The 21801-nt window shown below is 46.7% G+C and carries 20 protein-coding genes; 2 read left to right on the top strand and 18 right to left on the bottom strand.

Annotation, left to right across the window (positions count from 1 at the left end):
* Positions 1-3: 3 nt before the first annotated feature.
* The 6 genes from plsX to rluC are packed head-to-tail and all read right to left on the bottom strand — an operon-like array spanning position 4 to position 4078.
* Positions 4-1029, bottom strand: coding sequence for a phosphate acyltransferase PlsX (gene plsX / locus NOG12_RS02015; RefSeq protein WP_110075141.1), 1026 nt, complete (start codon positions 1027-1029; stop codon positions 4-6).
* A gap of 19 nt (positions 1030-1048) precedes the next feature.
* Positions 1049-1219 carry a 50S ribosomal protein L32 gene (gene rpmF / locus NOG12_RS02010; RefSeq protein WP_026862145.1) on the bottom strand — a complete coding sequence of 57 codons (171 nt, stop codon included), beginning with the start codon at positions 1217-1219 and terminating at the stop codon, positions 1049-1051.
* Between the two features lie 18 nt (positions 1220-1237).
* On the bottom strand, positions 1238-1762 hold the full coding sequence (gene yceD / locus NOG12_RS02005) for a 23S rRNA accumulation protein YceD (RefSeq protein WP_313932272.1): 525 nt from the start codon (positions 1760-1762) through the stop codon (positions 1238-1240).
* A gap of 53 nt (positions 1763-1815) precedes the next feature.
* Entirely contained in the window at positions 1816-2403 is a 588-nt protein-coding gene (locus NOG12_RS02000; protein WP_153825680.1) for a Maf family protein, read from the bottom strand.
* Between the two features lie 47 nt (positions 2404-2450).
* Positions 2451-3092, bottom strand: coding sequence for an HAD-IA family hydrolase (locus tag NOG12_RS01995; RefSeq protein WP_313932271.1), 642 nt, complete (start codon positions 3090-3092; stop codon positions 2451-2453).
* A complete protein-coding gene (gene rluC / locus NOG12_RS01990; protein ID WP_153825682.1) occupies positions 3089-4078 on the bottom strand; it encodes a 23S rRNA pseudouridine(955/2504/2580) synthase RluC in 990 nt (329 codons plus the stop codon). The genes NOG12_RS01995 and rluC overlap by 4 nt, the downstream gene beginning before the upstream one ends.
* A 575-nt stretch (positions 4079-4653) precedes the next feature.
* Between rluC and rne the strand changes: the two genes are divergently transcribed.
* A complete protein-coding gene (gene rne, locus NOG12_RS01985) occupies positions 4654-7881 on the top strand; it encodes a ribonuclease E (protein WP_313932270.1) in 3228 nt (1075 codons plus the stop codon).
* Positions 7882-8025: 144 nt separating this feature from the next.
* Here rne and NOG12_RS01980 read toward each other — a convergent pair whose 3' ends face one another.
* The 12 genes from NOG12_RS01980 to pspA form a co-directional block, all read right to left on the bottom strand.
* Positions 8026-10503, bottom strand: coding sequence for a S9 family peptidase (locus NOG12_RS01980; RefSeq protein ID WP_313932269.1), 2478 nt, complete (start codon positions 10501-10503; stop codon positions 8026-8028).
* A gap of 124 nt (positions 10504-10627) precedes the next feature.
* On the bottom strand, positions 10628-11269 hold the full coding sequence (gene maiA, locus NOG12_RS01975) for a maleylacetoacetate isomerase (protein WP_313932268.1): 642 nt from the start codon (positions 11267-11269) through the stop codon (positions 10628-10630).
* A 14-nt stretch (positions 11270-11283) separates the two neighbouring features.
* Entirely contained in the window at positions 11284-12309 is a 1026-nt protein-coding gene (locus NOG12_RS01970; RefSeq protein WP_110075149.1) for a fumarylacetoacetate hydrolase family protein, read from the bottom strand.
* 3 nt (positions 12310-12312) lie between these two features.
* The gene (locus NOG12_RS01965; RefSeq protein WP_153825687.1) at positions 12313-13461 is read right to left on the bottom strand and encodes a homogentisate 1,2-dioxygenase; all 1149 of its coding nucleotides are present in this window, start codon (positions 13459-13461) and stop codon (positions 12313-12315) included.
* A complete protein-coding gene (gene hppD, locus NOG12_RS01960; RefSeq protein ID WP_313932267.1) occupies positions 13454-14530 on the bottom strand; it encodes a 4-hydroxyphenylpyruvate dioxygenase in 1077 nt (358 codons plus the stop codon). The genes NOG12_RS01965 and hppD overlap by 8 nt, the downstream gene beginning before the upstream one ends.
* Positions 14531-14779: 249 nt before the next feature.
* Positions 14780-16339 carry a transcriptional regulator TyrR gene (gene tyrR / locus NOG12_RS01955; RefSeq protein ID WP_313932386.1) on the bottom strand — a complete coding sequence of 520 codons (1560 nt, stop codon included), beginning with the start codon at positions 16337-16339 and terminating at the stop codon, positions 14780-14782.
* A 217-nt stretch (positions 16340-16556) separates the two neighbouring features.
* Complete coding sequence (locus NOG12_RS01950) at positions 16557-16898, bottom strand: 4a-hydroxytetrahydrobiopterin dehydratase (RefSeq protein WP_110075152.1); 342 nt, start codon at positions 16896-16898, stop codon at positions 16557-16559.
* Between the two features lie 45 nt (positions 16899-16943).
* On the bottom strand, positions 16944-17747 hold the full coding sequence (gene phhA / locus NOG12_RS01945) for a phenylalanine 4-monooxygenase (protein ID WP_153825689.1): 804 nt from the start codon (positions 17745-17747) through the stop codon (positions 16944-16946).
* On the bottom strand, positions 17740-18957 hold the full coding sequence (gene megL / locus NOG12_RS01940) for a methionine gamma-lyase (RefSeq protein WP_313932266.1): 1218 nt from the start codon (positions 18955-18957) through the stop codon (positions 17740-17742). The genes phhA and megL overlap by 8 nt, the downstream gene beginning before the upstream one ends.
* A gap of 103 nt (positions 18958-19060) precedes the next feature.
* Complete coding sequence (gene pspC, locus NOG12_RS01935; RefSeq protein WP_313932265.1) at positions 19061-19447, bottom strand: envelope stress response membrane protein PspC; 387 nt, start codon at positions 19445-19447, stop codon at positions 19061-19063.
* Positions 19444-19680, bottom strand: coding sequence for an envelope stress response membrane protein PspB (gene pspB, locus NOG12_RS01930; protein WP_110075156.1), 237 nt, complete (start codon positions 19678-19680; stop codon positions 19444-19446). Before pspB ends, pspC begins: the two co-directional genes overlap by 4 nt.
* A gap of 96 nt (positions 19681-19776) precedes the next feature.
* Positions 19777-20448 carry a phage shock protein PspA gene (gene pspA, locus NOG12_RS01925; RefSeq protein WP_313932264.1) on the bottom strand — a complete coding sequence of 224 codons (672 nt, stop codon included), beginning with the start codon at positions 20446-20448 and terminating at the stop codon, positions 19777-19779.
* Between the two features lie 242 nt (positions 20449-20690).
* Between pspA and pspF the strand changes: the two genes are divergently transcribed.
* Entirely contained in the window at positions 20691-21794 is a 1104-nt protein-coding gene (gene pspF / locus NOG12_RS01920; RefSeq protein ID WP_313932263.1) for a phage shock protein operon transcriptional activator, read from the top strand.
* Positions 21795-21801 lie beyond the last annotated feature (7 nt).

Below are 21801 nucleotides of genomic sequence, written 5' to 3'. Positions count from 1 at the left end.
CATTTATTCCTGTGCTAACAGAACTTGCTCTACTCGGTCGCGAATTCGCCCAGGTAGATCCCGTTGTGCTTCTTCCACAGCTTGCTCAATGGCACTAAAAAATGCACGAGCATTGGCATCACCGTGGCTTTTAATCACAACGCCACGTAATCCTATCAGACTTGCACCATTATAGTGGTCGGGCTTCAGCCAATCCCATGATTTTTGCAGGCGCTGGTAAAAAAGCTTAACAAACCAACGAGTTAACCAGTGAGCATTAATGTTTGATTTGATATTATCGAGCAATAAATCAGCTAATCCTTCACAGCTTTTTAAAGCGATATTGCCGACAAAACCATCACAAACAATCACATCTGCTTTGCCAGAAAATAAATCATCGCCTTCAATGAAACCTATGTAGTCGATGTGTTCAGAAGCTTGTAACAAGGCAGCCGTGGCTTTTACCACGTCATTACCTTTGATTTCTTCTTCACCCATATTCAGTAAAGCTACCCGTGGGCGCTCGATTTTTAAGACCTGGTGCGCGGCTTCGGCACCCATCACCCCAAACTGAAACAAGGTGTCTGAATCACATACAGGATTGGCACCTAAATCAAGCATAAAAGCTAATTTACCCTGCTGTTGTGGAATCGCCGACATCAAGGCTGGCCTTAAAATGCCTGGCAAGGTCTTTAAGGTAAAGTAGGCTTTGGTCATCAAGGCGCCGGTATTTCCGGCACTCACACAGGCTGCCGCTGTTTCATTAGCAACTAATTCGAGTGCAACGCGCATGGATGAATCTGGTTTAGCACGCAGAGAGTAGCCCGGCTTGTCGGTCATAGTGACCGTTTGGCTGGCATGCTTGAGAGTAATTTGAGGGTGTTGCAGCAGCTGTTGCTGTTGCAATAAAGGCGTCAGTTCTGCTTCATCGCCAACGACAATAAAGTGAACCTCAGGAAATGTTGTTAGCGCCTGTGCAAGCGCGCTAATAACAACTGAGGGGCCATGATCGCCCCCCATTGCATCAAGTGCTAGTGTCAGTGTGGCCATAGCCTCACTTCCGTCACTATTACTTGTTAATTACTTTACGGCCTTTGTAGAAACCATCAGCTGTTACATGGTGACGACGATGCGTTTCACCAGAGGTAGAATCAACCGACAGTGTAGGGCCGCTCAGTGCATCGTGAGAACGACGCATGTCGCGCTTCGAACGACTTTTCCGATTCTGTTGTACAGCCATTTACGCTATCTCCTAAGTTTATTTACGCTTTAATTCCTGCAATACCGCAAAAGGATTATCTTTTGCTGCTGGAGCATCATCAATCTTGCCCCATTGCATTGCTTTACTATCTACCCGACATTCGCGCTCTTCGTGTTTAATGACCACGGGTAACGCCAACATCAATTCATCTTCGACCAAGGCATGCAGATTAATTTCGCCCAGCTCGTCAAGCTCAATCGGTTCGTACTCTTCCGGCATCTCGGTGGCCTTTTGCCGCTTCGTTATCGGAGCATAAACAAAATCACATGAAATTGGCCATTGCATTGCATCTGAACAACGTTCACAAGCAACACACACAGTAACTTCAGCATGACCCGTTAACCGTTTGATGCCTTGTGCATCCGTATCAAAACTTAATGATACATCAACATCAGACATCGGCTCTAATAACAGCTCTTGCAAACGCGCAAGACTCTTCCCCGGAACTAATCCGATATAAGAAACTTGTTTGCCGGCACTTTTAACCGGATCGACCGTAATCGGTACTCGAACCTTCTGCATAGGGCGCGAATGTTAAAGGATTCGCCTAGTGAACACAAGTGATTTTCGCATTTTTAAAATGTACTGGTCAATGGATTATAACCCCACTGCCGTAACATCTGCAGCAAGCGCAGTAATGGCAAACCAATCAAACTATTAGGGTCATCCCCTTCTAAGCGTTCAAACAAGCTAATACCTAAGCCTTCGCTTTTAAAGCTACCGGCACAGCGCAATGGCTGCTCCAGCGCAATATAGCCCTCAATTTCAGCTAAGCTCAACTCGCGAAAGTGAACTACAAAAGGTTCTACGCAACTTTGCATAGCGCCGGTATGGCTATCATAAAGAGCTAGCCCAGTATAAAAAGTTACTGATTTACCCTGCGCGGCTTGAAGCTGTTTTATTGCATTAGCCACCGTGTGAGGTTTGCCAACAATCTCACCATTGACCACCGCGACCTGATCAGAACCAATCAACCAATGCTGAGGATACTGAGACGCCAACGCTTTGGCTTTTGCTTGGGCTAAGCGCTCAACTAACGCCGGTGCTGTTTCGCCGGCTAGCGGTGTTTCATCCACTTCTGGTGCGGCGACCGTAAAGGTAGGAATGATTTTTTCTAAGAGTGCTTTTCTAAAAGGTGAGGTGGAGGCTAACACTAGGTTCATATCGGGTCTCACTTAAACTTGCTTGATGATCTTGCAGTCTGACTGCCTTACACGTGCGCTAACAACTCCGGCCACTGCGAAATGATGGCGAGCGGTTGATATGGTTGTAACTGAGCGGCATCATGCACGCCAAAGCCCACCCCAATACGAGGCATATTAACAGCAGCAGCCATGCGCATATCGTGAATAGAATCCCCAATCATTACGGCTTCGTGAGGCTGACGTTTGGCGGCAGTTAAAATATCAACCAGCATGGTTGGGTCGGGTTTGGATTTAGCTTCGTCAGCACAGCGCGAAAAATCAAATAATTGCCGCGTAGCTGTTTCATCCCAAGCCCGTTCCAAGCCCTGACGAGCTTTACCGGTTGCTACCGCAAGTTGATAGCCTTGCTCCCGTAACTGCTGCAAAGTGGCTAATGCTCCCGCAAAAAGTGGCGACGGGGTTTGGCAATCGACCACGTACTGTTGCCGATAAACATCGGTAAAACGCACCATTTGCTCCGTAGTAAAACGGCCAAATAGCTTTTCGATGGCTGGCTGTAAACTAATACCAATAATATCTTTGACCGCGGCCACTGACGGCACCGGTAATTCGAGAATTCTGGCGCTGGCTTGCATCGAGGCGACGATACGAGCAACGGAGTCCATTACGGTACCGTCCCAGTCCACTATGATTAACGGATACTTCATACGAATTTGGTTCCACCTAGGGCACGCAAGGTTTGCGTCAACTGATGATCCAACGGCGCATTCACTGTGATCGTTTTAAGTGTTTGTGGATGCTGAAAACTAAGCTGATGGGCATGCAAAAATAATCGTTTCAACCCGCAGCCTTGCAGTTGCTGATCAAATTCACGATCACCGTACTTATCATCGTAGGCGATGGGGTGGCCTGCTTGCAGAGCATGCACCCGAATTTGGTGGGTACGGCCGGTGATAGGTGACGCCTCAACCAAGGTGCAACTCGCCTGAACTTGAGCTTTAACTTTCTGCCCAAAGCGCTCGATCACCCGAAATCGAGTTTCCGAAGGCTTACCTTCGGCGTCAACCCGAACTACTCGCTCACCAGACTTGAGGGTGTTTTTCTGCAAGGGGGCAGCAATAAACTTAACATGCTCTTGCCATTGCCCGCGCACCAGCGCTAAATATTGTTTATCCATGGTTTTGCTGCGCAATTGTTCATGCAAATGGCGCAGTGCCGAGCGGCGCTTAGCGATAAGTATGCAGCCGCTGGTATCACGATCTAACCGGTGTACGAGTTCTAGCTGTTTAGCTTGAGGACGCAAGGCCCGCAAACTTTCAATCAGGCCAAACTGCAGCCCCGAGCCACCATGAACGGCTAATCCTGCTGGCTTATTAATCACCAACAAAATATCGTCCTCATACAAGATCTGTTCTTGCAAGGCTTGCACGCGGTCTAAATGAACTGATGGTAACGGGTTTGCTTCAGCCACTCGAACAGGCGGAATCCTTACGATATCCCCAGCTTGAAGCTTATATTCTGGCTTGGCTCGTTTTTTATTTACCCGCACTTCTCCCTTGCGCAAAATTCGGTACACCAACGATTTGGGCACCCCTTTTAACTGCGCAATAAGATAATTATCAATTCGCTGACCGGCATAGTCGGCATCGATTGTTTGCAGGCGCACCTGCGAAGTTTGGTTTGTCTCTGTCATAGGATGCGGATTTTAGCACTAACCCTTGACAATGTTCATCTTGTATTTGCACCAATTTTTATGCGACAATCGGATACCGGAAAAATCCGCACCGGTTGATTGAGCGCGGTACGTGGTCATCATGCTGAATTCTGATGGCTCGTAAAACAGGCAAACATATTTTTACGCGTGATTTGAGCGGAGCTGCGTTAGTACTAACGAGTCCACCCCAGCTTACGATTTAGTCCAGATTGCATCCGATAAAGAAAATCGGTCAATTGGGTTTCGAGAAGTTGGCGGCACGGAAGATAGGTTAGTCCTCCTTTTTGATTTATAGCGAAAGGCTGAAACCAGCGCGCCCGCCCCTGAATCGAATCACTTTAGTAACACCAGTGCTGCAACGCAGTACGACTTATAACAAGCGCATTTCGGCTTGGTAACCAATTGCAAAACTCACGTTGGTGTTGATGTAAGAACACAACGGGAGTAGCCAGAACTCAATATGTTATGAGTTTGGCAAACTACAATTCAAACCTGAAATGGCGATGGCTTAGGCCAGTCGTGCTGGGTTGTGGCCTTATAAAGAGTCACAACTAATGAAAAGAATGCTGATCAATGCAACACAGCAAGAAGAATTGCGTGTTGCCCTCGTTGATGGCCAACGCTTGTACGATTTAGATATCGAAAGCCCTGGTCACGAACAAAAGAAAGCTAATATTTATAAGGGTAAAATTACCCGAATTGAACCCAGTTTAGAAGCCGCCTTTGTTGATTATGGTGCCGAGCGCCACGGCTTCCTTCCCCTTAAAGAAATTGCCAAAACCTACTTTCCTAGTGGTTACTCTTTCTCTGGCCGCCCTAACATCAAAGATGTTATTAAAGAAGGCCAAGAAGTTATTGTGCAGATAGATAAAGAAGAGCGCGGGCAAAAAGGCGCAGCTCTAACGACCTTTATCTCATTAGCCGGTAGCTATCTGGTGTTAATGCCAAACAACCCACGTGCAGGTGGTATTTCGCGCCGTATTGAAGGTGAAGAACGGTCAGAATTAAAAGCCACATTGGATGCCCTAAACTTACCTGAATCCATGGGGTTAATTGTACGTACTGCGGGCGTTGGCAAGTCGCAAGAAGAACTTGAGTGGGACCTTAACGTGTTGCTACACCATTGGGATGCTATTGAAAAAGCAGCCAATGCGCGCCCTGCTCCGTTCCTTATTCATCAAGAAAGCAATGTTGTCTTCCGTGCGATTCGCGACTATCTGCGCCGTGATATCGGTGAAGTTCTGATTGATAATCAGAAAGTCTTCGATATGGTTCGTGATCATGTCACTTTAATCCGTCCTGATTTCGTCAGCCGCGTTAAAATGTATCAAGGTGACGTGCCGCTATTCAATCATTATCAGATTGAAAGCCAAATAGAATCAGCTTTCCAGCGCGAAGTGCGGTTGCCATCGGGCGGTTCAATCGTCATTGATCCAACTGAAGCACTTACCTCGATTGATATCAACTCTGCTCGCGCTACTAAAGGTGGCGATATTGAAGAAACGGCTTTTCAAACCAACTTAGAAGCGGCCGAAGAAATTGCACGACAACTGCGTTTACGCGATGTCGGTGGTTTAGTTGTCATTGATTTTATTGATATGACCCCTGCTCGTCATCAACGTGAAGTTGAAAATCGTTTGCGCGATAGCTTAAAGCAAGACCGCGCTCGTATCCAAGTGACTCGAATTTCACGCTTTGGTTTATTAGAAATGTCACGGCAACGTCTGCGCCCATCACTTGGTGAAGCGTCTAACCATGTTTGTCCGCGTTGTAGTGGTCATGGCACGATTCGTTCGGCCGAATCCTTGGCATTATCTATTCTTCGTTTAATTGAAGAAGAAGCCCTAAAAGACAATACCATTCAGATCCAAGCTCAGGTGCCTGTTACGGTAGCTACTTATTTATTGAATGAAAAACGCCAATCTATCGTAGATATCGAAAAGCGCCATACCGTTTCTGTGCTGGTTATTCCTAACCCTCATTTAGAAACGCCCCATTTTGATGTGAAGCGTTTACGTAACGATGAAGTGGATGAAGCTAATAGCTTCACCTTAATCGAGAAGCCAGACAACACCACCACCGAAGTGGTCTTGAATAAAGACAAGCCAAGCTTTGAAGAGCCTGCCTTAAAAGGCTTACAGGCACCGGCAGCACCAGCACCAACAGTTGCAGCTGCCAGCCCAGCCCAAGTAGCGGAAGCTGCGGGCCCAGGTTTGTTGTCACGATTAGGTAAATGGTTGGCTAATTTGTTTAGCAGCGACTCGGACGAAGCTGAGCAAAAGCAGCAGCAACAGCAACAGCGCCGTCCTAATAATAACCGTCGTAATAATCGTGGTAACAATAACCGTCGTCGCAATAACCGCTCACGTTCACGCGACACCGATGATGAGCGCAAAGATGCTGCGGCAAAAACCACGCAAAGCAAAGACAATAAGCCAGCTGATGCCGCTAAAGCAAATGATGGTAAAGCCAGTGATGGTCAAAAAGAGCGTAGTAATCGTCGCAGTCGTGGTGGTCGTAATCGCAATAAAAACAACGACCAGGCAAATACTGACGTCAACAAAGCGGTTACCGCAGAAGCTGTTAATCATGACGAAGCGCCAACAGAAGCTAAGCCGGCAGCACCAAAACAACGCCGTCAACGCCGTAAGTTAGAGCGTTCTGTACGTATCAGTACTGGCGATGTTGATGGTGCAGCGACCACGACTCAAGCTGTTGCAGCGCAAAACGCTGAACTTGCAACAGCGAGCGTGACCAGTCCTAGCGGCGATAACCAAGCTCATGACGGTGGTACTAAGACTGCAGCCGACACAGCAAAAGCTGATGACGGCCATGTTGCAACCCCAACTGAAACAACGGATACGTCAGCGACCTCTACAACTGATGCTAGCGATAGCGAAGCGACTGAAACCGAACGCGCGCCGCGCAATCGCAGCCGTCGTTCACCGCGTCATCAACGCGCAGCGGGCCAACGTCGTAAAGCCGAACAAGCCCAGCAAACAGAAAACGGTACTGATTCTACCGCAGAAGCAGCGGTTGCAGCAGCTCCTGTTGAAGCAGAAGCGCAAGCAGCCCCAGCTCAAGTTGAAGCAGCGGCTCCGAGCGAAGAAAAGGCTCCTGTAGAAGCAGCTACAGCTGAAGTAAAAGCTCCTGCGGAAGCAGCAGTTGCTGAGACAGAAACACCGGCTGCAACAGAAGAACAAGCTCCTGCTAAAGCAGAAGCTGTGGCTGAAACCGAAGCAGAAACTCCTGTAGAATCGGCACCAGCTGAGACAGAAGCACAGGTTAAAACAGAAGTAGAAACTCCTGTTGAAGCAGAAGCACCTGCTGAAACAGAAGTACCGGTCAAAGCTGAAGTAGCAGCTCCTGCTGAAACAGAGGCTCCGGTCAAAGCTGAAGTTGAAGCACCTGCTGAAACAGAGGCTCCGGCTACAACCGAAGTAGAAGCTCCTGCGGAAACAGAAGTACCGGTCAAAGCTGAAGTAGAAGCTCCTGCTGAAGCAAAAACTGTTGAAGCACCAGCTCAAGTTGAAGCAGAGGCAGCGGCTAAAGCTGAAGTAGAAGCTCCGGCTGCACCAGAAGCACCTGTAGCTACCGCTGTGCGAGGCAAGATGACGAGCGCTGCTATGGCGAAAGCTGCTGCGGTAGCTCGTGATGGTGATTATCAGCCATTAAAGGCGTCAGATAACAGCCATCGTGTAGCTTTTACGAAAGATGCTCGAGTTGCGAGTTTTGCAGAAGCTAAAAGTGTGATTACTGCGCCAATGAGTAAAACACAGTAAGTCACAAGGCTGTAGCGAACACACTCATTAAGAGCGAGTTCGCTCAGGCCAACAAAAAAGCCGCAATCATCATCGATTGCGGCTTTTTTGTTGGCTTTCTTGATTTAGCTAGCGGGCTAACGCATTAGGTTAGCCCTGCTTCAATCATTTTAAGTTGTCTTCAAACAACTTAAAGATCCGGCGGTATTCATCTAACCAGCTTGAAGGCTGACGAAAACCATGAGGCTCGACCGGAAAAATAGCGGTTTCAAAGTTTTCTTTTTCATGCTCAATTAAGCGCTGAACTACGCGCACGCTATCCTGAAAGAAGACATTATCATCTACCATAGGTGAGTTGATTAATAATGCATCTTGAAGCCCCTCAGTAAAATAAAGCGGCGAGCTACGACGATACGCAATAGGATCATCATCCGGTAAATTCAAAATGTTCGAGGTATAACCTGTGTTGTAATGAGCCCAATCACTGACAGGTCGTAACGCTGAACCGGCTTTGAATAACCCTGGCTCTTTAAACAGTGCCATGAAAGTTAAAAAGCCACCGTAAGAGCCGCCGTAGGTACCCATGCGTTCAACATCAACATTAGTATTAGCACCAGCCCAATTCACAACATCTACCAAATCTTCTACTTCAGGTGTTCCCATCTGCCGATAGATGGCTGTACGCCAATCACGACCATATCCTTTAGAACCACGATAATCTAAATCCAATACCACATACCCTTGCTGGGTTAAAAAGGTATGGAACATAAATTCACGTTGATAACCTGACCAGCCAGCATGGGCATTTTGTAAATAGCCGGCGCCGTGAATAAAGACTACGGCCGGGTATTTTTCAGCACGATTTGCATCATAATCTTTGGGGTAATACACCCGGGTATAGATAGGATGATCAACATGACTCGATGGTATCGGCACAATTTCTGGAGCAACCCAATCAAAGGCCATAAAACTATCAGTGACCGTTGTCGTCAATCGCTCTGGCTGGGCCGCGTCGTCTAATGTTTGCACATAGAGCTCTTCTGGCTGCAGGGCCGATGAGTGTTTGATTAGTAACTTATCTTCTTGGGGGCTTAATTCATAATTATTGATACCACCTAAGCGAGTTAGCTGCTCAAGTTCTGCGGTTGCTGTATTCACCCGAAAAACTTCGTAGTTGCCTGGATGCGGTTGGTTGGCACTAAAATAAATATAATCACCCGTGTGACTCACCGTTGGGTCTTCCGTCACAAAGCTACCTTGAGTTAACTGCTTGATCTTACCAGTTAAAGGTTTGACGTATAAATGTGCATAACCATCTGCTTCAGACTGGAACCACAAGGTATCGCTATTGGGTAAGAAACCAAACTCATTATGGGTGTAGTTAATCCAAGCTTCATCATGCAAGCGTTCTTGATTCACTAGTTTTTTACCAGCAAAATCAATGCTAGCAATCCAGCGGTCCTTGTTATCCCAAGCTTCTAGCATTACTGCCGCATGCTGCCCATCATGGGTCCAACGAACGGCGCCAGCTTGCCACCCCCAATCTTGCATTAAAGTAATCGGCCGTGGTTGTTCTTTAGACGTATAGGTTTTTCCTTCAGCGGCATAGTTTTCTTTTCGCACTGCCGCCAACACATCCTCGTTCCAACCGGGCAACGAATTATAAGTTAACTGGGTTTTCTCACCGCTGGTTAAATCTAACACCAACAACTGATGCTCTACCGGCTTAGCATCGGCTACCCGTGCACGCACCGACTCTGCTGCCACACGTCCGTCTTCGGTCACATAGTTTGGCATAATATCGCCATCAGCCCGCCATTGCTGCGGATCGCTAATAGCTACGATCATTTTATCACCGGCTGGCGACAAGCTCGCTGCTACCAGTTGCTTACCTTTACCCAGATAAAAGGATTCGGGCGCCAACGAAGGATTTTTTTGTTGTAACTCTTGTTGCTGGGCAAAACGCTCAGCGCGCTGCTGACGTTCTACTTGGACGAACTCGATCAGTTGCTGTTGCTCGCGTGCAATAAAATCTTTTGGTGCTTGATTCGCTTGTGGTTTATCTTGACTAACTAAGCTCGCAATTTGCTCAGTTTTGCCGGTATTAACATCCACCACAAAAAAGTCATTACCTTGGCGATAAGCTAGCCGGCCGTCCGTTAGAAACTGTAATTGGCTTTGTCTCGCTTCATCACGAGTTAACTGGCTGGTTTCACCGTTAACTACCTGCTTAACAAAGATATTACCTTCAAACGTATAGGCAATCAGGGAACGATCCTGATTATAAACGCCACCGTTATAGGCATAGTTATGCAGACGCTCAAGAGGTACTTGATGAGCAGCTTTAGTTAGCGGCTGATGAAACCAATCGCGTAGCTGTGAGCCGGCACGTTTTTGCTGATACAGCACACCGCTGCCATCTAGCATCCAATAGGCACTTTCTGGTGACCGCGCCACCCAATCTTGGTCCGCCATAATCTGCTTTAAAGTAAGCTCTTGCCCTACTTGAGCTTGGCTATTAGGTGCTGTTGCTAACACCGCTGGAGTGACCTGCGTCGCAGCTGTAGAGGATGTAGGAGTGGTGGTTGCACAAGCAGCCGAAAGCAAGGCTGCGGCAATAGCAATTGCTACTTTTGTTTTCATTATTGTTTCCTTGTTAACCTAGCCATTGGGAATGAAACCTGAGTTATCAGCCCATTAAAGCAAAATGCCCAGCAAGATACGAGCTGGGCATAAATAAGATGCGATAAAACTGTTACAGTATCAGTTAAACTTCGGCGTCTGGCTGTTTACTTGGATGTGCCGCTGCAACAAACGGTAACTCAAGCAAACGCTGATAAATTCCCATCATGATGGGATAATCATCTAACGCTATGCCAAACCGCTGGGCGCTATACACCTGCGGTACCAAACACACATCAGCCATAGAGAACTGGTCGCCCACACAATAAACACCGGCTACCTCTTCTAGGTTCCGTTCAAACGCCTGAAAACTTTGTTTAAACCAGTGCTGTAACCAAGCTTGCTTAGCGTTATCTGAAACCTCTAATTGCTGGCTCAAATACTGCTGAACACGCAGATTAATGAGCGGCTGCAACTCACTTGCAATATCCAGTGCTAGTGCTCGAATAGCACCCCGCTGCTGCGCATTACCTGGCAACAATGAAGGCTGTGGATGAGTATCTTCAAGATATTCCATGATCGCCAACGACTGATGCAAAATCACCTTGCCATCGACTAAGGTAGGCACCAAGCCATTAGGATTAAGCTGGCGGTAAGCTTGTTTGTGTTGCTGACCACCCTCTTTAATTAAATGCACTGGAATATAATGATAGTCAATTTGCTTGTAGTTGAGCGCTATCCGCGCCCGGTAACTGGCGCTTGAGCGCCAGTAGCCGTAGAGTTCCATGCTTAACTCCGCTGTTATTCTGCAGCTGGGTCGTATTGCACTACAACTTGGTCGATACTACCAAAAATGCTGTGCCCATCTGCATCAATCATTTCAATTTTGATGGTGTCACCAAATTGCATAAACCCGGTACTAGGCTGGCCATCGCGAATGGTTTCTATCATGCGTACTTCAGCGATACAGCTGTAGCCCACACCACCTTCATCGATTGCGCTACCGTGATCAGTACCCTGCTTATTAGACACAGTTCCAGATCCGATAATAGCACCAGCTCCGAGATGACGAGTTTTCGCTGCATGGGCAACTAACTGAGCGAAATCAAAGGTCATGTCGACACCGGCATTCGGTTTACCAAATGGCTTGTTGTTATAGTAGCTCAACAATGGCAAATGCACCTTATTGTCACGCCAATTTGCGCCCAATTCATCGGGAGTTACGGCAACTGGCGAAAAAGCTGATGATGGCTTCGATTGAAAAAAGCCAAAACCTTTGCCCAGTTCATTCGGAATCAAGCCACGCAACGAGACATCATTCACCAGCATTAACAAGCGAATGTACTCGCCTGCTTCAGATGCACTAACCCCCATAGGGACATCGTCGGTGATAACCGCAACTTCACCTTCAAAATCTATTCCCCAAGCAGTATCAGCCATGCTGATCTCGTCTTTAGGGCCCAAGAAGTCATCAGAACCCCCTTGATACATTAAAGGATCAGTCCAAAAGCTTGGTGGCATTTCAGCATTTCTAGCCTTACGTACTAACTCCACATGATTCACATAAGCACTACCATCAGCCCATTGGTAAGCACGTGGCAATGGCGATTCACATAAGTGCTCATCAAAGGCTTGCGCATCACTCAGCTCACCAGCATTTAATGCTTGATAAACCTTCTCTAATTGCGGTGCAATACCATCCCAGTCGTCCAACACTTCTTGTAAGGTTGCAGCAAGCGCGGGTACTGCTACGGCTTTGCTCAAGTCGCGGCTAACCAACATCAATTGGCCATCGCGAGTTCCATTTCTATAAGTTGCAAATTTCATCGTCTAAGTTGCCTTTTGCTCGTCTTTAGCTTTCCAGCTATATACGTAATCTGGGTTTTCCACACTTGCGCACACGTCGCCCATCTGTAATGGGTTACGGGTATCTAGCATCACGGCTACTTCATCAGTAAATTTCTTACGATATTCTAAGCCGGCCTGAAACGCTTTTGGATGTGGACCGTGGGTAAACCCGGCGGGGTGAAAAGTCACCATGCCTTTATCAATGTTGTCGCGACTAAAGAAGTCTCCTTCATGATAAAAGAGCACTTCGTCGTAATCATCATTGTTATGATAAAACGGCACTTTTAATGCGCCTGGATCGGATTCAATCGGCCGAGGCACAAAAGTACAGACCACAAAACCATCGGCGACAAAAGTGGTATGTGCTGATGGCGGTAAGTGATAGCGATGGCTCATTAAAGGTCGAATATCACGCCAGTTAATTCTGACTGGAGCCAAATCACCATGCCAACCAATTGCATCTAATGGATTAAATGGATAGGTAATGACTGAGATTTGCTCGTGTCTTTTGACTTGCACTTGCCAGCTATCTTCGCTGTATTGCGCTTTAAATTGCGCATCAATATCCGGCGTATCCAAACAAGCAGGATCAAAAATAGCGTGATTACCCACCAAACCTTTCTCGGGCAATTGATAGGAACTGTTAGTCGCCTCAATCATCACAATTTGCATGGGTTCTAGGGGCTCTAACCGCCATGAGGTTGATCGTGGAATCGAGAAGTAATCACCTTTTTCTAAAGTGATATGGCCGTAATCACAAAATAATTCACCGCGCCCTTCGTGGATAAACAAAAGTTCATCACCATCAGCGTTACGCACTAAAAATGGCATCTTTTGCGAACAGTGCCAAATACGGAATTTGCATTGCGCATTATGTAACAACAAGGGCACCTGCCACGGCGATTCGGTGGCTACTTGGGTTAATTGATTAAAATCAAAGTTACGTGGGCGCAGCTCGCCGGTCCACTCACTCCAACCGGTTGGCGCATGGCGATGATGAAAGTGCGTAGCGGGTCCAAAGAACCCACTGCGCCCTACTTCGCGTTCATAGATCGCTTGCTCCGGAAAGTCTGCATGAGCTTGTTTAGAAGCCGTACCTACTTGTTTCGGAAAGCTGATCCATTTACGCATCGCTTAATACCCCACGACGAATTTGATCTTCTTCGATAGATTCAAACAAAGCTTTGAAGTTACCTTCACCAAAGCCTTCGTTACCTTTACGTTGAATAATCTCAAAGAATACCGGACCAATTACTGTTTGAGTGAAAATCTGCAGCAAGATACCGTCTTTCATGGGCGCGCCATCAATGAGAATTTGCAGCTCGTGCAACTCATCAACATTTTCTTCGTGACCTTCTACGCGCTCATCAATTTTCGCATAGTAGGTATCTGGCGTCGGCATAAAGTCCATACCAATGGCACGCAGATCACGTACTGTCTTGTAGATATTATCTGAGGTTAACGCAATATGCTGAATACCTTCGCCTTTGTATTCGCGCAAGTATTCTTCAATTTGTGATTTATCATCATGTGATTCGTTGATTGGAATCCGGATTTTACCACACGGTGCTGTCATCGCACGGCTCAAGAGACCCGTTAGCTTGCCTTCGATATCGAAATAACGGATTTCACGGAAGTTACCGATCCGCTCATAGAAACCAGCCCAAGTATCCATATTGCCACGGAACACGTTGTGAGTTAGGTGATCAACTTCATAAAGGCCTGCAGCGTGCTCTTGCATTTGCGCTTGCCAGTTATCATAGAAATCAAAATCTGTGCCATAGATGCTGTCTTCGCCAAATTTATCAACAAAATATAAGACGCTAGCACCAATGCCATAAACTGCTGGGAAGTCTTCTTCTCCGGCTGCTAGATTACGTTGGAATGGCTTCGCACCATTGGCTACCGCATGGGCAACTGCATGTTCTGCGTCTTTAACTCGCCATGCCATGCCGCACACACTCGGGCCGTGCGCTTTGGCAAACTCTTCCGCTTGACCGCCTGGCTCGGCGTTGATTAAAAAGTTGATGTCGTTTTGCTTAAACAACCATACTTGCTTGCGTTTGTGTTTAGCAACTTCAGTAAAACCCAACTTGCCAAACAGGTCTTTTAAAGCAGCAATGCCTTCAGCATCAGGGGCTGTGTACTCCACGAATTCGAAGCCGTCAGTTTGCAGTGGATTATAATGAATATCGCTCATGCTAGTTCCTTGATTGTTGTTCTAGAGTTTCGAAGATAAAGCACTACTAACTATGAGATAGCATGCTTTTATTAGGTCTTTACTATGCGCAACAATAGCTACTTACGCTAGCAGCGAGGTGATATTAGCTGCGACGCAGCAACCCGATAGTTTTGTAAAGTTATTGATACAGATCAAAGAATAGATAGCTTTATCGGGCTTGCTGTCAGCATTCTGATACAAAACCCGACATCCCAAGTAAAGATTTGTTTACAACGGTTTCTTTTTACGGTTTTTTCCGATCCCGTATTCGCGTAATTTATTCGCTACCGCCGTATGCGAAAGGCCTACTTTTTTGGCTAATTGACGGGTGCTGGGATAGCTTGGATAAAGTCGGCGCAAAATCGTACTTTCAAATTTTTTCACCGCTTCATCTAAACTACCCTCTTCTAAATCTACCGTGACCGCATCAGCCAAGTTACTGGTACTCGGCAATTGCAAATCATCAGCATCAAGGCTGTCTCCCTCTGCCATCGAGATCGAACGGAACAGCACATTCTCTAGTTGGCGTACATTACCTGGCCATGCATATTGTTGCAGTCGCTCCCGGGCCGCTCGGCTTACCATAATCAAACTCCGCCCCAAACGTTGACATGCTTGTACGGTAAATTGGTCAGCTAATAACGGAATATCTGTTTTGCGTTCTCGTAACGGGGGCACGTGCAACGACAAAACATTAAGGCGATAAAACAGGTCTTCACGAAAACGACCGTTTTCTACTTGCTCTAGCAAGTCATCTTGAGCTGAACAAATTATCCGTACATCTACGGTCACTTCTTGTTCTTCACCAATTCGACGAAAACGTCCATCTTGAATAAAGCGCAGCAGTTTAGCCTGCAGTCCATTGGACATTTCACTTACTGCATCTAGCAGCACAGTACCGCCGTTGGCTTGCTCAAAAATACCCTTCTTAGCTTCGGTATAAGGCCCCAAGCTCCCCTTGCCGTGACCAAAGAGTTCGCTTTCAGCGACATTGTCAGGTAACGCGGCACAATTAATCGCCAAGAAGGGTTGCTCAGCACGTTTGCTGGCCTGATGACAGGCACGAGCCAACAACTCTTTGCCCACCCCAGTTTCGCCTTGGATCAGCAAAGGCACATTTAATTCAGCCATCCGAGACGCTTCTTTGATCAGTCGTTTCATACTGCTGTGTTCGCCTAACAGCTGACTAAATGCGTCCGCTGATACATTACGCTGCCATTGCTCGGCGAGTGGCTGTGGTTTGCAGGTCATCACAGCGCCAGCAAAGTTTTGTTTGGCTTGCTCGTCGCTGATCCAGATGGGTAATAAATCGGCAAAATATTTTGCGCCACTGACACTGATTTGCTGCACCGTGGCTTGTTGCGGTTGCTTCTCTAGCCAACGCAGCAGGTTAAAGCCGCTGATCCAATGACTAATATTACTTCCTAACAGCGTCTTGCCACTATCACCCAAAATCCGCTGCGCGGCGTCATTCGCAATATCAATATCGCCGCGACTATCGAGTGACAAAATAGGATCCGGCAGCATATTCAGTAACAGCTTGAACTCATAATGTTCGCGCTCGGAGGGCATAAAGGCGACTGTTTTAACATCTTTCACATTAGCGATACGCCTTATTTCAGGCATCAGATGCTGAAAATCTTTAAACTCTAATTCCGGAAAGTTTAGAAAGATCTTACCTTTCGGATCCACCTCAATACCACGCAAATCAATCTCATAATTGCGCAATATTTCTAACACATCTTGTGCAATACCCAGGCGATCATCACACGTAATTTCTAGCCGCATCATTTACCCGCTGTTGTAGTAATGGTTGTTGCGATAATGTCACTGCGATGGATGCATGTACTCATGCGCAGTGGATCTAGGATCAGCGACCCGATAGTGGCAAGCCGACCGTTAGAGCAAATGTAAAGCAAAGTATACACAAAAAAAGCTTGGTACCCTATAAGTACCAAGCTTTAAAATATGCGTACTGCCGCAACAATAAGACTGCTGGGCTGGTTTACTCGGCTAAGACCGTATCGGTACGGGCAGCCATAATAAAGTCGTTTTTGTGTAAGCCTTGAATGGCATGAGTCCACCATACCACGGTTACTTTACCCCATTCGGTAATTAAGGTTGGGTGGTGAAACTCTGCTTCGGCAATATCAGCAACCCGATTGGTAAAGGCTAACGCCAGTTTAAAGTTCTTAAACTTAAACTGCCGCTCTAATTGCATCACGCCATCTCGAACTACCGGTGTCCAATCAGGAATTGCACGCATTAATTCGGCTAATTCTGCATCGCTAACTTTAGGTGCATTGGCGTTACAGGCTTCACATTTTTGCTGGTGTAAATCAGACATAACTTCCTCAATTCACTGTATTAATAAAATAATTCTTAAAACAACTTAGGCCACTTCAGTTTTTGGCTTAGGCGGAAATTTAGGCTCAAACAAACCAAGCTCCATCGCTTCTTGCACCAATGCCATGATGTCTAACTGCGCAATATCAAACAGCTGTTGAGTGGATTCCAAGGTGTAATAAATAGGTTGCATGATATCAATACGATACGGTGTCCGTAACGCATCTAGCGGTGCCAAAGGCTTACGCTCTGGTTGGTCACTGTACAACGCATATTCGGTTTCACCTGGTGACGATAAAATGCCACCACCATAAATACGTAAGCCATCAGCGGTATTGAGCAATCCAAATTCTACCGTAAACCAATAGAGCCTTGCTAAATAAACCCGCTCTTTGGGGCTAGCATGAAGGCCAAGTTTTCCGTATTGATGGGTAAAGTGAGCAAACGCTGGATTTGTTAACAGCGGACAATGGCCAAAAATCTCGTGAAAGATATCAGGCTCTTGTAAGTAGTCGAACTCTTCGCGGGTACGAATAAAAGTGGCTACCGGAAATTGTTTATTGGCTAATAACCGAAAAAACTCATCGAAAGGAATCAATGCTGGTACTTGTGCTACCTGCCAGCCGGTTGTTGCCTCTAAAACTTGGTTTATTTCGTGCAATTGTGGGATCCGATCTTGCGGCAACTGCAATAAATCAAGACCATGCATGAATTCATCGCAAGCTTTGCCTGGAATGATCTCTAATTGGCGTTTAACCAAATCATGCCAAACCGCATTATCTTCATCGCTCCACGCAATGATGCCGTGCTCATCAGGTTGCCGCGACACGTACTGACTGGTTTTACCCATGTTGGTGCTCCCCTGTAGTTAACTGTGTGAACGCCTGCTCTAGGTCAGACAAAATATCGCTAACAGCTTCTAATCCAACGGATATCCGCACTAAGGTATCGGTGATACCGGCCGCCGCTCTTGCCTCTGGTGTATAGGGCGAATGGGTCATTGAGGCGGGATGCTGAATGAGGGTTTCTGCATCACCTAAACTCACCGCGATTGTAATCAGCTGTAAGCTATCTAAAAATTGTCGTGCCGTGTTGATATCACCGCATAATTCAAATGCGATCACCGCACCGGCACCATGCATTTGTGTCCCCATCAGTGGCTGAGCTGGATGATCAGCAAATCCAGGATAGTAAACCTCACGCACTTGAGCATGATCACGCAGATACTCAGCAACCTGCTGTGCATTTTCGCAGTGACGTTGCATCCGCACATCTAAGGTTTTTAAACCACGCAAAATTAACCAAGCATCGTGCGGACTCATGGTCGCGCCCATATCTTTTAAGGTGGTTAGTTTGATTAATTCAATATCTTCAGCACTACCACAAACGATGCCCGCCACGACATCGCCATGGCCATTCAAATACTTAGTGGCGCTATGTAAGACTAAATCAGCACCTTGTCGACGTGGTTGCTGCAGTAACGGGGTCATAAAAGTATTGTCGACCACTAACTTAGCATCGCCAGCATGGGCAATCGCTGCCACCGCTGCAATATCAATCACTTTCAGATGAGGATTAACCGGCGACTCGAGAAAGACCAATTTGGTGTTCGTTTGCATGGCTGCCGCCGTCTGCTCTAAATCGGCCATGTCAACAAAGCTCACCTCGATACCGAAGCGGGTAAACAGATGCGAGAACAAGGCAAAACTGCAGCCGTAGATAGCATCGGATACCAGCACATGATCGCCCTGTTGCAAAAACGCCAGCATCGCCGCTGATACTGCCCCCATTCCCGTTGCTGTTGCCGCGGCAGCAGGATAGTCCTCTAGCGCTGCCACTCGCTGTTCTAGTTCAGTAATGGTTGGATTGCCTAACCGGCTGTAAATATAACCTGGCTCTTCACCAGCAAAGCGTGCTGACCCCTGCGCAGTATTGGCAAAGGCAAAAGTCGCTGTTTGATATAAAGGGCTGACCAGCGCACCGTGTTCATCCTTGGCTTTACCACCATGGATAGTGACCGTCGCTGGCTGCCAGTGCTTGTGTTTATTATTGGTGCACATAAAGCAGAACATCCTCTTGTTGTTGCCCACAAGAGTGCATGCGAGGCTGCCTTATGGCAATCCTGAACTTTGATGTGGATCAAACTCAGGCGTAACGAAAAACTTACAGCTGCTTTAATTCGCGGTCGATTTTGTAGGCATTTGAGGTGACATAGCCTTCTAGCCGCTGCAAGCTTTGCTCAAGTTCATTAAACTCTTTCGCAATTTCGTGAAAAGCTCGCTGCGGAGGTTGTCCTCCTTGCCAAACCTTAGTTTTTATTTCAACGGTATGGGCCGCTTTATCGTCCGCTTTTTTCTCGTCCATAATAAAGTAGGCCACAAAATAGACGATAACCGCTAACGTACCACTGAAAATCAGGAAAGAAGCTGCAACCAATCGCACCAACCAGACTTCAATATTGAAGTACTCGGCAATGCCTGCGCAAACGCCCGAGATTTTGGCGTCTTTTTTGCTGCGCGCTAAAGGTCCCTGTTTGCTTAGGTCACTCATACTCGGTTTCTCCACTGAGGTGCCTCGGCATCAAGAATAGCTTCAAGCGTTTTAATACGCTCTTGCATACGCTCGGCCTGATGGGCCAATTCTTGCAATTGCAGTAATTCCTGCTGCGATAGGCCTTCGTTCAATTTACGCTGGCTGCGATAGTGCATGATGATCCACAAAGGCGCCACTATCACCATAAAAATAATAATTGGCGCAGAAATTAAAGAAGCTAATAAATCCATTGTGTCTTATCTCGTTTTATTTGGTTAATAAGCTGAACCGTTAGATGCGTTATTGTCGCACCAGCCCGGCCCAGCTAAAGGCATCAACGGGCTCTCTTAGTCCGCTGATTTTTGTTCTTTTACTTTTGCTTTTAGGGCTTCTAGCTCATCAGTGATTTTGTCATCTGCTTCTAATTGAGCAAACTCATCACGAAGCGTTTTCTTACCTAAATCATAAGCTTCAACTTGTGATTCTAGGTCATCGATTTTACTTTCGTAGCTCTCAAAGCGTAGCATTGCATCATCAATTTTGCCGCTATCAATACGTTTTTTTACTTCCAAGCGACTGCTCGCCGCACGTTGCCGCATGATAATAGTTTTCTGCCGAGCTTTGGCATCGGCTAGTTTTTCTTGCAGTTGGCCAACTTCTTCGCTCAGGCGTTGTAAGTGTTCTTCAACACGATCCACATCGCCTTGCAAACTTGCCGCCTCAGCACTGGCCTTTTGCTTCTCGGTTAGCGCTAATCGAGCCAAATCTTCACGATCTTTGCTTAACGCCAATTCAGCTTTGTTTTGCCACTCGTTGACTTCATTTTGAACACGCGCCAACTGTCGCTCGCTGTCTTTCTTTTCCGCAATTAAGCGGGCTGAAGTTGAACGCACCTCAACTAAGGTGTCTTCCATTTCTTGGATGATTAAACGTACCATTTTTTCCGGATCTTCAGCTTTATCCAGTAATGCGTTTAAGTTTGAATTTACGATATCTGTAAAACGTGAAAAGATACCCATTGTTAATTCCTCATTAATTGTCGAAAATACTCATCACTAGTTAAATCAGTGTGGGATTGTCAGTTTGTCTACTCAGTAAAAAGTAATGCAGATACCGTGCCAACTTTTTATGTTTCAAGTAACACATTGATTAGTAATGATAAAACATTCTGACATCAATTAAATTTGACCTGCAGCATTTATCAAATACACTAATAATTAGTGAGTTTCACCAATAACAACAATAATGAGTGGTGCCTGATATGAGCCGGTTTCGCGATGCCGATAATTTACTCGGCCAAGCCAATAGTTTTCTTGCTGTATTAGAACATGTATCGCAAGTTGCACCGTTGGATAAGCCCGTACTCATCATCGGTGAACGCGGTACCGGTAAAGAACTGATAGCAGCGCGACTGCATTACCTCTCCAAACGCTGGCAACAAAACTACATCAAGCTTAATTGTGCCGCGCTGAGTGAAAGTCTGCTCGAAAGTGAATTATTCGGACACGAAGTAGGCGCCTTTACGGGTGCACAAAAGCGCCACGAAGGCCGCTTTGAACGCGCCGATGGGGGTAGCCTATTCCTTGATGAGTTAGCCAACACCTCCACGTTAGTGCAAGAAAAGTTACTTCGGGTGATTGAATATGGAGAACTTGAACGGGTTGGCGGCAATAAAACAGTGCGTGTTGATGCTCGGCTCATCGCTGCCACTAATGAAGATTTGCCAACATTGGCTGCACAAGGTAAGTTTCGCGCCGACCTACTCGACCGCTTAGCTTTTGACGTGATTACCCTGCCACCGCTGCGTGAGCGACGTGAAGATATTTTGCAGCTAGCTGAGCATTTTGCCATTAAAATGGCGCGCGAGTTGGGTTATGAGTTGTTCAGTGGGTTTACTGAACAAGCTCGCAGAACGCTACTCGATTACCATTGGCCTGGTAATGTGCGTGAACTTAAGAATGTGGTGGAGCGCTCGGTATATCGGCTCGGCAGCGGCCAAGTTCCGGTGCAGCAGATCATTATTGATCCCTTTGCCAGTCCTTATCGACCGCAAGCTGCCGCCCATCGAACAAATCACGGGGCGTCGCCATCAGCAACGGATAAGCAACCACCAGCAAGCACTGACTATGTTACAGACACTACCGCCGAGCCGCCTAGCAGTAAAGACATGTCCGACTCTAACCTGCCCGACTTTAACTGCGGCAACATCGATTTTAAACAGGTTAGTGCTGACTTTGAGGTCAGTCTATTGCAGCATGCGCTGCAGCAATCGCAATTTAATCAAAAGAAAACCGCAGAATTGCTCGGTTTAACCTATCATCAATTACGTGGCTACTTAAAAAAGTACCAACTACTAGAAAGTTGAGGTTAGC

The sequence above is a fragment of the Pseudidiomarina fusca genome (genome assembly GCF_032227045.1).
Lineage (GTDB): Bacteria > Pseudomonadota > Gammaproteobacteria > Enterobacterales > Alteromonadaceae > Pseudidiomarina > Pseudidiomarina fusca.
The sequence above is the reverse complement of the archived record's forward strand: the minus strand, read 5'-3'. Positions and strand labels throughout refer to the sequence as shown.

Bases quoted from the DNA above. Each gene is read 5' to 3' on its own strand.
- plsX (WP_110075141.1), bottom strand. From the start codon at position 1,029: ATGGCCACACTGACACTAGCACTTGATGCAATGGGGGGCGATCATGGC.
- rpmF (WP_026862145.1), bottom strand. From the start codon at position 1,219: ATGGCTGTACAACAGAATCGGAAAAGTCGTTCGAAGCGCGACATGCGT.
- yceD (WP_313932272.1), bottom strand. From the start codon at position 1,762: ATGCAGAAGGTTCGAGTACCGATTACGGTCGATCCGGTTAAAAGTGCC.
- NOG12_RS02000 (WP_153825680.1), bottom strand. From the start codon at position 2,403: ATGAACCTAGTGTTAGCCTCCACCTCACCTTTTAGAAAAGCACTCTTA.
- NOG12_RS01995 (WP_313932271.1), bottom strand. From the start codon at position 3,092: ATGAAGTATCCGTTAATCATAGTGGACTGGGACGGTACCGTAATGGAC.
- rluC (WP_153825682.1), bottom strand. From the start codon at position 4,078: ATGACAGAGACAAACCAAACTTCGCAGGTGCGCCTGCAAACAATCGAT.
- rne (WP_313932270.1), top strand. From the start codon at position 4,654: ATGAAAAGAATGCTGATCAATGCAACACAGCAAGAAGAATTGCGTGTT.
- NOG12_RS01980 (WP_313932269.1), bottom strand. From the start codon at position 10,503: ATGAAAACAAAAGTAGCAATTGCTATTGCCGCAGCCTTGCTTTCGGCT.
- maiA (WP_313932268.1), bottom strand. From the start codon at position 11,269: ATGGAACTCTACGGCTACTGGCGCTCAAGCGCCAGTTACCGGGCGCGG.
- NOG12_RS01970 (WP_110075149.1), bottom strand. From the start codon at position 12,309: ATGAAATTTGCAACTTATAGAAATGGAACTCGCGATGGCCAATTGATG.
- NOG12_RS01965 (WP_153825687.1), bottom strand. From the start codon at position 13,461: ATGCGTAAATGGATCAGCTTTCCGAAACAAGTAGGTACGGCTTCTAAA.
- hppD (WP_313932267.1), bottom strand. From the start codon at position 14,530: ATGAGCGATATTCATTATAATCCACTGCAAACTGACGGCTTCGAATTC.
- tyrR (WP_313932386.1), bottom strand. From the start codon at position 16,339: ATGCGGCTAGAAATTACGTGTGATGATCGCCTGGGTATTGCACAAGAT.
- NOG12_RS01950 (WP_110075152.1), bottom strand. From the start codon at position 16,898: ATGTCTGATTTACACCAGCAAAAATGTGAAGCCTGTAACGCCAATGCA.
- phhA (WP_153825689.1), bottom strand. From the start codon at position 17,747: ATGGGTAAAACCAGTCAGTACGTGTCGCGGCAACCTGATGAGCACGGC.
- megL (WP_313932266.1), bottom strand. From the start codon at position 18,957: ATGTGCACCAATAATAAACACAAGCACTGGCAGCCAGCGACGGTCACT.
- pspC (WP_313932265.1), bottom strand. From the start codon at position 19,447: ATGAGTGACCTAAGCAAACAGGGACCTTTAGCGCGCAGCAAAAAAGAC.
- pspB (WP_110075156.1), bottom strand. From the start codon at position 19,680: ATGGATTTATTAGCTTCTTTAATTTCTGCGCCAATTATTATTTTTATG.
- pspA (WP_313932264.1), bottom strand. From the start codon at position 20,448: ATGGGTATCTTTTCACGTTTTACAGATATCGTAAATTCAAACTTAAAC.
- pspF (WP_313932263.1), top strand. From the start codon at position 20,691: ATGAGCCGGTTTCGCGATGCCGATAATTTACTCGGCCAAGCCAATAGT.